The sequence below is a fragment of the Staphylococcus felis genome (assembly GCF_003012915.1).
Taxonomy (GTDB): domain Bacteria; phylum Bacillota; class Bacilli; order Staphylococcales; family Staphylococcaceae; genus Staphylococcus; species Staphylococcus felis.
The window spans coordinates 243,859-256,051 of the sequence record NZ_CP027770.1 but is presented as its reverse complement, the minus strand read 5'-3'; the positions used below and the strand labels follow the sequence as shown (position 1 = coordinate 256,051).

The 12,193-nt window shown below is 35.4% G+C and carries 10 protein-coding genes; 8 read left to right on the top strand and 2 right to left on the bottom strand.

All coding sequences use genetic code 11. The features are described from left to right. The first annotated feature begins 35 nt into the window (after nt 1–35). The 8 genes from C7J90_RS01240 to C7J90_RS11845 all read left to right on the top strand — a co-directional run bounded on the left by C7J90_RS01240 (nt 36) and on the right by C7J90_RS11845 (nt 10,302). A complete protein-coding gene (locus C7J90_RS01240; protein ID WP_103209629.1) occupies nt 36–2,348 on the top strand; it encodes a CDP-glycerol glycerophosphotransferase family protein in 2,313 nt (770 codons plus the stop codon). Nucleotides 2,349–2,369: 21 nt separating this feature from the next. After that, nucleotides 2,370–2,861, top strand: coding sequence for a Cys-tRNA(Pro) deacylase (ybaK, locus tag C7J90_RS01235; RefSeq protein ID WP_103209628.1), 492 nt, complete (start codon nt 2,370–2,372; stop codon nt 2,859–2,861). A gap of 247 nt (nt 2,862–3,108) precedes the next feature. Then, nucleotides 3,109–3,867 (top strand): DeoR/GlpR family DNA-binding transcription regulator, encoded by a 759-nt coding sequence (locus C7J90_RS01230; protein ID WP_103209626.1) that lies wholly within the window; start codon nt 3,109–3,111, stop codon nt 3,865–3,867. Continuing rightward, nucleotides 3,864–4,790 carry a 1-phosphofructokinase gene (gene pfkB / locus C7J90_RS01225; RefSeq protein WP_103209624.1) on the top strand — a complete coding sequence of 309 codons (927 nt, stop codon included), beginning with the start codon at nt 3,864–3,866 and terminating at the stop codon, nt 4,788–4,790. Before C7J90_RS01230 ends, pfkB begins: the two co-directional genes overlap by 4 nt. Beyond that, nucleotides 4,790–6,682: a PTS fructose transporter subunit IIABC gene (locus C7J90_RS01220; RefSeq protein ID WP_103209622.1), complete on the top strand. Its 1,893-nt coding sequence runs from the start codon at nt 4,790–4,792 to the stop codon at nt 6,680–6,682. The genes pfkB and C7J90_RS01220 overlap by 1 nt, the downstream gene beginning before the upstream one ends. Nucleotides 6,683–7,314: 632 nt before the next feature. Next, nucleotides 7,315–8,664: a hemolysin family protein gene (locus C7J90_RS01215; RefSeq protein ID WP_103210694.1), complete on the top strand. Its 1,350-nt coding sequence runs from the start codon at nt 7,315–7,317 to the stop codon at nt 8,662–8,664. A 349-nt stretch (nt 8,665–9,013) separates the two neighbouring features. Beyond that, on the top strand, nt 9,014–9,979 hold the full coding sequence (locus C7J90_RS01210) for a glycosyltransferase family 2 protein (RefSeq protein ID WP_103210692.1): 966 nt from the start codon (nt 9,014–9,016) through the stop codon (nt 9,977–9,979). A 164-nt stretch (nt 9,980–10,143) separates the two neighbouring features. Then, nucleotides 10,144–10,302: a hypothetical protein gene (locus C7J90_RS11845; RefSeq protein WP_158701886.1), complete on the top strand. Its 159-nt coding sequence runs from the start codon at nt 10,144–10,146 to the stop codon at nt 10,300–10,302. Between the two features lie 931 nt (nt 10,303–11,233). On the opposite strand, the gene C7J90_RS01205 is transcribed toward C7J90_RS11845, so the two are convergent. Continuing rightward, nucleotides 11,234–11,488 (bottom strand): GlsB/YeaQ/YmgE family stress response membrane protein, encoded by a 255-nt coding sequence (locus C7J90_RS01205; RefSeq protein ID WP_103210691.1) that lies wholly within the window; start codon nt 11,486–11,488, stop codon nt 11,234–11,236. Between the two features lie 56 nt (nt 11,489–11,544). Further along, entirely contained in the window at nt 11,545–12,144 is a 600-nt protein-coding gene (locus tag C7J90_RS01200; protein ID WP_103210689.1) for a hypothetical protein, read from the bottom strand. Nucleotides 12,145–12,193: the final 49 nt, after the last annotated feature.

The following is a 12,193-nucleotide window of genomic DNA, read 5'->3' as shown; positions in this document are numbered from 1 at the left end:
GATACGTCATGACAAGATTGAGAGGCGGATAAAATATGCATATCAAAATATTAGGCTATCATATCTTCCAAAAAGGAGGGACGAGTCGCAGTAATCTCAATATGATGCGAGCATTGATAGAAGCAGGCCATGAAGTGACTTACATCAATTATGTTGGATTTCGACAAAGTCACCTTAATAAGTTTGTTTCGGAATCAGGCGCATTTCTAAAAAAAGTCAATATGATTACTTTCAAAGGCTTAAAATCTATTGTTGATGCAGATATGCTCATTTTAACGAGAGAAGATTTCTTTCATTTATCTCGAGAGGTGAAGTATTATCAAAATCATATAACGATTTTAGGGGAAATACACGGTCCGCTGAATATGATAGCGGAATCTGAAGATCTTGCTTTAGAGACAATCGATGCGGTACGTGTGAGTACACCTGAGATTGCTGAAGCATTTAAGGCGCGATTTGAATATCCATTTGTTTTTCCAATGTATGTCAATACCAATCACATTGAACTCAATCCTTTTCCAGTGGAACGCACTCAAAATTTAATGATTAAAGCTCGGTTTGAGGATCAAGTGAAGGACATATCTTATGCGCTTCGATTAATGAGGTATATCGTTCATATTAAGGGTGAGCATCAAGTGCATTTGTACTTGCAAGGTTATGGGCCGTCATTAGAGCTATATGAAACCTTAATTCAATATTATCAATTAGAAACCAATGTTCATATTAACACACCGATACCGAAAGACTATATTTATCTATCTACGTCTTTCTATGAAACGTTAGGGTATTCAATATTAGAAGCAATAGGAAGTGGCAATAGAGCGTGCATTTATCCTGGTGATGACGGCGTATTGGCATCTATTTATAAATCATTTTATGCTGTAAGTTTTATGAATAAAAACCTTGACGATGATTACCATATATTAAAAGAGATGTTTGAAAAAACATACAGTCAATCTGAACGTACAGCAGACGTTGAACAGTTTAAGCGTCAATTTTCAAAGGATAATAGTGTGGAAAATTTGATTCAACGTACCATGTCATTAGCTGAAGAGCACCATCAAGACGCTATAACAAAGCCTCAAAAGAGCGCTAACCGTTATTATTATTTAGGAGTGATTGGACGTACGATTAAACGTATGAAACGTTTAACGCCCCATATCCCGAAACCCCAAAACAATTTATTATTCAAAGGATATCAAAAAGGGAGAAGCGTTTTATTTAAAGTTGAATCAAACATCAAAACATATCGAAACCGTAAGCGACAGGTCTCGGCAAAGCATGTGTTTATTGAGTCTTTTCATGGGAAGAATTTTTCGGGAGACCCTAAGTATATTGCTTTAGCTGTACAACGTCTTTATCCTGATACTCATATCTACGTGAGCTCAGTTAACGCACTTGTAGATATGGAGATTAGATCATATCAAATGACACCAGTACGGTTCGGATCTAAAGCATATGTTAAAGCTTTTGAACAATGTCGATATATCGTAATCAATGGCAATTTATGGGATAGATTGACAAAACACCCAGATCAAAAAGTCATTCAAACATGGCATGGCTTTCCAATGAAACGAATGGTCAATGATTTAAATGATTCGACTGAACGTATGAACCAATCAAAAATGTTTCAACCTAGAATGCTAAAATGGGATGTCGTATTATCGTCATCGCAGTATTATGAATCACTGATTACATCAGCCTTTAACTTAAAGCAACATCCGCAATTAGTAATTTGGAATGATGGAGCACCTAGGAATAGTGTATTACTTCAAAATGATGAAGAAAAGCGTTCAAATATTCAAGAAAAATATTTATTGACCAAAGACACATCTAAACGCTATATTCTTTTCTGTCCAACTTGGCGTAAAGGGGAGAGACATACTGTTTCTGAACTAGATTTAAAGGCGCTAGTAGGTCTATTACCTGAAAATTATGATATCCTTGTTAAACTCCATCCGAATGAAGGACACATGCAAAAAGTCTACCAAAATATGCATCCGCGCATACACTGCTTTGACAATAGCCTTGTTGATATTCAAGAGCTATATATAATTTCTGATGCTTTAATTACCGATTATTCTTCTGCTATCTTTGATTATGCACACCTGAATTGTCCGATTATTGTGTTAACAGAAGATGTGGATGATTATAAACAAGAAGTTGGTTTTTACTTTGATATTGAATCACTTTCAAATATCGACCGGGTTGCTTCAAATGCAGAGACAGTTAGTGATGTCATTTTAAATAAAAAGCATGTGAATCATCAATCGATGACGCAACAATTAATGGGGTATGATCAGCCACAAACAGATGAACAAGTCGCTAAACGAATGATGACATTATAAGTGTAGAGAGGATGTAAATCGATGAAGACGAAAAAAACAAATGCGATGCGCCAACTCGACAAAGCTAAAATTAAATACGACATGCGCACGTTTGACGTTGATGCAGAGACTCACCTAGAAGGACTACAGGTAGCAGAGCGAATTCAAGTTGACGTAAATCATATCTTCAAAACATTAGTATTAGAAAATGATAAGCATGAACATTTTGTATTTGTCATTCCGATTTTAGCACATTTAGATATGAAAAAAGCTGCTGCAACAGTTAATGAGAAAAAATTGCAATTAATGCCTATGCACGATCTCAAAAAAGTGACGGGATACATTAGAGGTGGGTGTTCGCCTATTGGGATGAAAACACACTTTCCAACAGTTATTGATGAAACAATCGTTCAATTAGAAGAAGTGTTTGTTAGCGGTGGACATAGAGGTGTTCAGATGGGATTAGCGCCACAGAATTTAATTGAAATGAGCAAAGCAAAAGTAGCATCTGTGATAGTGCCAAATGAATATTAATGAAAAAAGAACGTTAGTGAAGGTTTAAACGAGACAATCTCGATACACCTTTTATCACTAACGTTTTTTGTATGAGGTTTATCTTAATCAAAAGGCATACACGTATATGATATTAGAATATTTGGATGAAAATGATTGAAATATAATATTTTTTAGTTAAATGAGAATGAAAATGATTGAAGTTGAGTGAAATTGATTGATTTTTGAAAACGCATTCATTATAATTGGGGTGAAATGAGGTGGATTTATGTTAACAGATAAACGGCATAAACTGATTTTGGATGCTTTATCACAGCATCAATTTTTAACATTACAACAACTAATGAATAACACACATAGTAGTGCTTCAACGATACGACGTGATTTAACAAAGCTTCAAAAGGAAGGAAAATTAACACGTGTTCATGGTGGGGCGAAATTAGTACATTATACAGAAGAGCCCGAATTAGGAGCAAAACGTACCCAAAATATAGAAGATAAGATTTTAATTGCACAACAAGCTGCTGAGTTAATTAATGATGGGGATTGTATCTATTTGGATGCAGGATCCACTACACTCGAAATGATTTCATACATTGATGCTCATGACATTACTGTTGTTACTAATGGATTGACACATATTGAAAAGCTATTATCAGAAAATATAAAGACGCTGATGATTGGTGGAGAGGTTAAACCTAATACGCTTGCAATAGTGGGTGTACGTGCGATTCATTTTCTTCAAAATTATCACTTTGACAAAGTATTTTTAGGTGTTAATGGCATTGATCCAGTTAGAGGCTTGACGACGCCTGATGAACGTGAAGCTTCTATTAAAGAAATGGCCATGAAGCAAGGTCAGCAAACGTATGTTTTAGCGGACAAATCAAAGTTTAATCAAGTTTACTTTGCATCAATTCATGAAACTGACGAGGCACCGATTATTATAACCAATCCAAGCACAATGGAATTAGAACAATTTCAAGCCTTTGAAGAGCGTTATGAATTTTTAGGAGGTCAAATATGATATATACCATTACATTAAATCCATCACTTGATTATGTCATGTACATGGAAGGGTTTGAAGAAGGGGAACTCAACCGTGCTCAAACGACGCAAAAATTTCCGGGCGGTAAAGGAATTAACGTCTCACGGGTTTTGCATGAGTTAGGTGTAGACGCAACTGCACTTGGTTTTATTGGGGGATATCCCGGTGCAATGATAGAAAAAGCGTTAGGCGAAGCAGGAATCAAGACGGATTTTATTCAAGTCAATGATGATACCCGAATGAACGTCAAATTAAAAGATCATTGTGAAACAGAGATTAATGCGCCGGGCCCTAAAGTAACGGACGAACAACGTAACCTTTTATTCAATCAAATTAAACAGACGCAAGCGGAAGATATAGTCACTATAGCTGGGAGCATTCCTTCGAGCTTATCTAGTGATATCTACGCGGAAATGGCAGAAATCGTTAAGCAAACAGGGGCACAGCTTGTAGTAGACGCAGAAAAACATTTAATGCAATCCATTTTGCCCTATAGACCTTTAATGATTAAGCCTAATTTAAAAGAGTTGGAAGAGATGTTTGGGGTTAAGATTGAGGCCCATCAAGATATTCTTCACTATGGGCAAAAGCTGATTGAACAAGGTGCCCAGTCTGTCCTTGTTTCATTGGGTGGAGATGGCGCAATATATGTTGACCAAGATAGCGCATATCACATTGTTGCACCAAAGGGAGAAGCTATAAACACAGTAGGAGCTGGTGACAGTACAGTAGCAGGGTTTCTCGCAGGATTGGCAACCCATCAAACACTAGAAGGTACTTTACAATTGGCGATAGCATCGGGCTCTGCGACAGCCTTTAAAGATGATTTGGCGAATAAAGAAGAAATTGATGTACTTAAGCGACGAGTAGAAGTAAAGGTATTAACAGAGGAGGGTGTTTAATGAGAATTACTGAATTATTAACTCAAGAAACAATAGCCATGGACTTATCAGCAACTACAAAGGATGGGGTTATTGAGGCGTTAGCACAACAATTGAATGAAGCTGGAAAGTTAAATGATATTGAAACATTTAAAGATGCTATTCATGAGCGGGAACGTCAAAGTTCAACAGGTGTTGGTGAAGGAATCGCTATTCCGCATGCTAAAAATGCAGCTGTTACCACACCAGTAATTGCATTTGGTAAGTCCAAAGAGGGCGTAGATTATGACAGTTTAGATATGCAACCTGCACACCTTTTCTTTATGATAGCAGCGCCTGAAACAGGTGCAAAAACACACTTAGATGCATTAGCAAAGTTGTCTAGTGTATTAATGGATGAGTCTGTGCGTTCGGCATTATTAAAAGCAAATACGCCTGAAGAGATTTTATCGATTATGAATCAAGCGGATGACGAAGCGACAGATGAAAGTGCTTTAGAAGTAAATGAAATCAGTGCGGATGATGCTTATGTATTAGCCGTTACAGCTTGTCCGACAGGAATTGCCCACACGTATATGGCGCGTGACGCACTCAAAAAACAAGCAGAACAAATGGGAGTACCAATTAAAGTCGAAACAAATGGTGCGAGTGGCGTCAAAAATAAGTTGACTGATGAAGATATTGCGCGTGCTACAGGTGTTATTGTTGCGGCCGATGTTCATGTTGAGATGAATCGATTTGATGGAAAGAATGTCATTCAAGTCCCAGTGGCAGATGGTATTAAGCGGCCGGAAGATTTAATAAACCAAGCGTTAGACACATCAAGACACCCCTTTAAAGCTGACAATCAGCACCAACAACAAGAGAGACAATCTGAGAAGCTGGGCATAGGCCAAACGATATACAAACATTTAATGAATGGTGTATCTAACATGTTGCCGCTTGTCATAGCTGGTGGTATTTTAATGGCCATCGTGTTTATGATACATCCTGATTCTATGAAACCTGAAAGTTCACATTTCAATGAATTTGCGGCAGTTTTGTGGCAAATTGGTAATACAAGTGCCTTTGCATTAATTGTACCTATTTTATCGGCGTATATTGCAAGAAGTATTGCGGACAAGCCAGGTTTTGCAGCAGGTCTTGTCGGTGGTATGTTAGCTGTATCTGGCGGATCCGGTTTTATTGGAGGCATTATTGCTGGTTTTTTAGCAGGATATCTTACACAAGGGATCAAAGCAATGACCCAAAATTTCCCGCAAATGTTGGAAGGCCTAAAACCGACGTTAATTTATCCAATTATTACTGTCACAGTGACTGGATTACTTATGGTATACGTATTTAATCCACCAGCTTCATGGCTCAATCATGCTTTAACAGCTAGTTTGAACAACTTATCCGGTGCAAATATTGTTGTTTTAGGTATTGTACTAGGTGCTATGATGGCCATCGATATGGGAGGCCCATTTAATAAAGCGGCATACGTGTTTGGGACAGCAGCACTCTCTGCTGGTAACTATGCACCAATCACAGCGGCAATGGTTGGAGGGATGGTACCTCCAATAGCGATAGCGATATCTATGATGATTTTTCGTTCTAAATATACAAAAGCGCAAAGAGCATCGATTGTACCAAACATTGTTATGGGCGCAAGTTTCATTACAGAAGGTGCAATTCCATTTGCTGCAGCAGACCCGTTGCGTGTGATTCCGTCTATGATGATAGGTTCAGGTATCGCAGGCGGTCTTGCAATGTTATTCGGTTCTCGCATTCAAGCGCCACACGGCGGCGTCTTTGTTATTTTTGGTATAGATCCGTCACATGCAGTTTTAACAATCATTGCTATTTTAATTGGAGCTGTAGTTGGAGCTATATTGTATGGATTACTTAAAAAGAAGGAACAATTGGTATAAAAAAATAAAATAATAACCAGACTGGAACTTAACCGATGTTTTTTGGCTCTCGGTCAAATTGGACTAGTCGCATTAAATTAAGGCGTTATGCAATAATGGATTGCTTAACGCCTTTTTCGTTGTGTGATCATAAAGTCTTGAACATTAATACCTCTTTTAATACAACATAAATCAGTAAAATTGAGTTGGTAAAACATATTTTATAACTTAGGGGTGTGAATAAATATAGCACATTTGATTGTTTCCTAAGCCGAGACTTCTGAGGCGCCTAGAAAAGCGAGGCTTTATGGAACAATCAAATAAATGAAATTATTTATACACCAGTCCGATTTACTATAGAACCTGTTTTTTAGGATACGATTGAGCGTTATCCTAGATTAGCTACTGTTGATGTTCCAGTTTTTTATTTTTTAAGGAATATTAAGAATGTATCATATTTATGAATTGTAATGTTAACAGTGCCATTTCACAAATGCATATGATATGATAGAATTAATATTTTTATGTCTGGAGGAAGCTCTAATGGGAAGGATTTAGCATTGAATTGTAAGTTTATATTATTAAAGTGCCGTCGCTTTCTATTTGAGCGATGTAAAATAACGGAGGTGAATCCCTATTTAATAGGGAACTAATTGGAGAGTACGACCATTATCTATTTAATTATATTTTTTGCATTAATTGCGTTGACGACAGTATTTGTAGGTTCAGAATTTGCACTTGTGAAGGTGCGAGCTTCTCGTATTGAACAGCTTATTTCTGAGCAAAATGGCAGTGCACGTGTCGTGAAAAAAATGATCAGCAATTTGGATTACTATTTATCGGCATGTCAACTGGGTATTACAGTCACGTCATTAGGATTAGGTTGGTTAGGAGAGCCTTTATTTGAGCGGATTTTACATCCTGTTATAGAGGTGTTAAATGTACCAGATCCTATTGTGACAACAGTATCAATGATTACAGCCTTTATCATTGTCACATATATCCATGTTGTTATAGGTGAGTTGGCACCTAAAAGTTTAGCCATTCAATATACTGAAAAGATTGCGCTACTTTATGCACGACCACTATATTACTTTGGGCTCATTATGAAACCGCTTATTTGGTTAATGAATGGTTCAGCTCGTTTGATTATTAGAATGTTTGGTGCAGATCCAAATGCAGGTAATGATGCGATGTCTGAAGAAGAATTAAAAATTATTATGAACAATAGCTATCATGGTGGAGAAATTAACCAAACTGAATTAGCATATATGCAAAATATTTTTTCATTTGATGAGCGACATGCTAAAGATATTATGGTACCACGAACGCAAATGATTACATTAAATGAACCGTTTAACATTGATGAGTTGCTTGAAACGATTAAGGAGCATCAATTTACACGTTATCCCATTACAGAAGATGGAGATAAAGACCATATCAAAGGGTTTATTAATGTTAAAGAGTTTTTAACAGAATATGCTTCAGGGGTTCCGATTAAAATTAGTAATTATATTCATGAGCTACCGATGATATCTGAATCGACGAGAATTAGTGACGCCCTTGTTAGAATGCAACGAGAACATGTTCATATGAGTTTAATCATTGACGAATATGGAGGCACGGCAGGTATTTTAACGATGGAAGATATTTTAGAAGAAATAGTTGGCGAGATTAGAGATGAATTTGATGACGATGAAATTAATGATATCGTTGAATTGGAAAACCAAACATTTCAAATTAATGGGCGAGTACTGTTGAGTGATCTTGAAGAGATGTTTCAAATTGAGTTTAAAGATTCTGAAGATATTGATACAATTGGAGGATGGTTACAAGCTCAGAATACGGATATCGAGCAAGATGACGTCGTTGATACAGCATACGATCGTTGGATTATCTCTGAAATAGAAAATCATCAAATTATACATGTCTTACTACGTTATGAATATCATGAAACACGTACACAAAACAGTGAAGATGATGAAGAAAAGTTAGACGATTAAGTGTGTAGTAAATGTATAAAAGTGCAAACATTTAAAAATATGAAGAAATAGTTGAGTTACATCAGTAAGGTTGGGGTATAAGCAATTGTACATTGAAGCACTATGTATAGGTTACATTTTTGTTGAAGAATGCGAGTTTGACAAATTTGAACAGTGCTAATCATTCGTGAGTCAATGTGGTATTAATGCTTGTAGCCTGACCTTTTAATGTATTTAAAGATAGATCAATAGATATGTAGTTTGAAGCGTTGAATAGTCTTTAAAATATATCCATGCAGTAGTGATATGGTTTGTGGGAGTTGTCCCAATTTTGTCGAATGAAAGAGAAAAAATAAAGAAGGTATATGTCATGAAATTAAGAGTTATAGTTCCGTGTTATAACGAAATGGAAGTATTGCATCAAACGATTGATAAATTGCAATCTATACTCAAAGAAAATGCTATTCATCATTCATACACTTATGATATCTTGTTTGTCGATGATGGAAGTCAAGATGAGACGCTACTTGTCCTACAAGAAGCGTCACAAAAGCATGAAGAGATTAAATATATTTCATTTAGTCGGAATTTTGGTAAGGAGTCTGCAATGATTGCTGGTTTTGAACATAGTGTAGATTGCGATGCAGTTGTCATGATTGATGCAGATTTACAACATCCGCCAGAAATGATTTTAAAAATGATTGATGCTTATCATGAGGGATATGATCAAGTTATCGCTAAACGAACACGAGATGGCGAAAACACGTCACGTAAGTGGGTGACACGAACATATTACAAAATGATTAATTATTTTGTTGAAGATATTGAACTGGAAGATGGTGTTGGAGATTTTAGATTGTTAAGTCAGCGTGCCGTTCAATCATTAGTGAGTATGGGAGAATATAATCGTTTTTCTAAAGGATTATTCGCATGGATTGGTTACAATACGAAAACGCTACACTATAAAAATGTTGAACGTGAATTAGGAGAATCAAAGTGGTCTTTTGGAAGTTTGTTTAATTATGCTATTGATGGGCTGATTTCGTTTAATAATAAACCATTACGAACGATGATTTATTTGGGAATGGCCATTTTTGGCGTCAGCATGATTTATATTATTTATTTACTCATTGATACAATTGTGCATGGGGTGTCTGTGCCTGGTTACTTTACGACAATAGCAGCCATCCTTTTTATAGGTGGTATTCAGTTAATGTCAATAGGGGTCGTTGGAGAATACATTGGTCGAATATACTATGAAGTCAAGCAAAGACCTAAATATATTATTCAAGAAGCCAATATTGCACCGCCATCAAAGGAAAGTGTATTAAAATAATCGGAATTTAAAGAAATTTAAATATTTTTTTAAATCGATAAAGCTAAATATAATCATATCCTTTTACTTAGATATAAACGGAATATAAAAAAATAAAAGTATATTAGTTTTATTTTGTTAAAACGGTGGTATAATAAATATATCTAAGGAAGGAGTGAAATGTTATGAGCAAGCTAACAAGAGTAATTGTAACAAGTATTATGACAGTAGGCTTTTTAACAGCAACGTTAGGCTTAACAGCTGGTAACGCTGATGCTAAGCTCGAAGGTAATGGTACGCTTTCTCAAAAACAGTATCAACGCCTTGCTTCACAACAAATTTAATATCTCATTAAATGGGTTTTGTGAAAACTTAGATTAGCGGATGGGCGAAAGAGGAAAAGGCTGAATGGCTTTTACCCCTTTCGCTCTTTTTATATGATAGAATGATAATGAAAAATAAAAGGCATCATTATGACATTTTGCCTCCTTTAAAGACAAGCCTATTTTGTATAGAGAAAGGTTTGTCTTTTTTACAAAGAAAATCGAAACAGTGAAATGGAACGATTAATTTTAATAATTTAATGATAAAAAGACTCAGGCTGGACATAAATCCTAAAATAATAGCGTAGAGATGATTCATGATTGAATCACCTCTATGCTTTTCGTATTGTTTGGCTCGGATAGTCGAACCGCGGTCTCGACGTTCATCCTATTCCCTCAGGAGTCTCGCCAACAATACGACGCGATATACATGTAATTTTACATTAAAATACTGGTTCTATAGTAAATCGGACTGGTATATAAATAATTTCATTTATTTGATTGTTCCATAAAGCCTCGCTTTTCTAGACGCCTCACCTCACCTCATTTTAAGATTGAACCTACCCAATCTTAAAATGGATTTTCGGTTACGGCAAGATGCCTCAGAAGTCTCGGCTTAGGAAACAATCAAATGTGTTATATTTATTCACACCCTTAAGTTATAAAATATGTTTTACCAACTCAATTTTACTGATTTATGTTGTATTAAAAGAGGCATTAATGTTCAAGACTTTATGATCACACAACGAAAAAAGAGTTAAGCAATCCATTATTGCATAACGCCTTAATTTAATGCGACCAGTCCAATTTGACTGAGAGCTAAAATACTTTAAAAAAAGACACTTTCGTATCATTGAATAAAAGAAAAAAACTTCGAGATTTTTCGTAAATTCTTACGAAAACCTCGAAGCTTTTCGATTACTGAGATAGTTATATTTTAAGCTTGTCTCAATTATTTCTTTTTACGTAATCCACCTAATACAAGTGATACTAATGCAATTAAGATAATTGAACCGATTAATGCTGGGAAGATATAAACGCCACCTAAAGATGGACCCCAGTGACCAAATAATGATGTACCTAACCAAGAACCAATAAGACCAGCAATAATGTTTCCGATGATACCACCTGGAATATCTTTACTTAATATTGCACCGGCAGCCCAACCAATGAGTCCGCCGACTATTAACATAATTATGAAACCCATAAGATTTCCTCCTTTTATCTTTATACTGATTGATATATACCACCAATTTATCGATGTTAATCATCTTTTTTTAAAATAAATATTTTTTCTAAAAGCAAATTAGTCAAAAATAATAAATTTACAACTAAAATAACATACCAAAAAGGTGTTAGTAGAGTCATCACAATAAATGAAAGAATAATAATCATTGTTCCAATCCAGAGCGTATGTCGAACTTTAAGTTTCTTATAGAGATTTGCAAGAAGTGGAAGTCCAATCATATTAGAACATAACGCAATACAACCTAATAGAAAAATGGCAGGCGCTAAATAAGGGACAGACATATAATAGGATTGGTCGCCTGTTTGATATATTATGACTAAAGAGATACTCATCATTATCGTTACTATACTTGAAAAAAACTTTTGATTTTGAATTAAAAAAGGCTGATAGTATCGGTCTAAAAGCATTTGTATCAATAGCCATATACAATACATCAACATTGTAAATATGGAAATAAAAGTCAGCTTACTTAATAAAATTTGATTAAATATACTATTTAATGTAATTGCGAGCAAAACTGAACTGAAACTTATAGAATGAAATTGATGACGATATAAATCTATTAATAATGTCACAATCACAATAATGATATTCAGTATTACAAAAAGCGCCATGATTTTCTCCTAACTTTATCGATTCATTTTATTATTATAGCAACCTATC

Coding starts and splice junctions, on each gene's coding strand:
- C7J90_RS01230 (WP_103209626.1), top strand. CDS start 3,109: ATGTTAACAGATAAACGGCATAAACTGATTTTGGATGCTTTATCACAG.
- ybaK (WP_103209628.1), top strand. CDS start 2,370: ATGAAGACGAAAAAAACAAATGCGATGCGCCAACTCGACAAAGCTAAA.
- C7J90_RS01240 (WP_103209629.1), top strand. CDS start 36: ATGCATATCAAAATATTAGGCTATCATATCTTCCAAAAAGGAGGGACG.
- C7J90_RS11845 (WP_158701886.1), top strand. CDS start 10,144: ATGAGCAAGCTAACAAGAGTAATTGTAACAAGTATTATGACAGTAGGC.
- C7J90_RS01210 (WP_103210692.1), top strand. CDS start 9,014: ATGAAATTAAGAGTTATAGTTCCGTGTTATAACGAAATGGAAGTATTG.
- C7J90_RS01205 (WP_103210691.1), bottom strand. CDS start 11,488: ATGGGTTTCATAATTATGTTAATAGTCGGCGGACTCATTGGTTGGGCT.
- pfkB (WP_103209624.1), top strand. CDS start 3,864: ATGATATATACCATTACATTAAATCCATCACTTGATTATGTCATGTAC.
- C7J90_RS01200 (WP_103210689.1), bottom strand. CDS start 12,144: ATGGCGCTTTTTGTAATACTGAATATCATTATTGTGATTGTGACATTA.
- C7J90_RS01220 (WP_103209622.1), top strand. CDS start 4,790: ATGAGAATTACTGAATTATTAACTCAAGAAACAATAGCCATGGACTTA.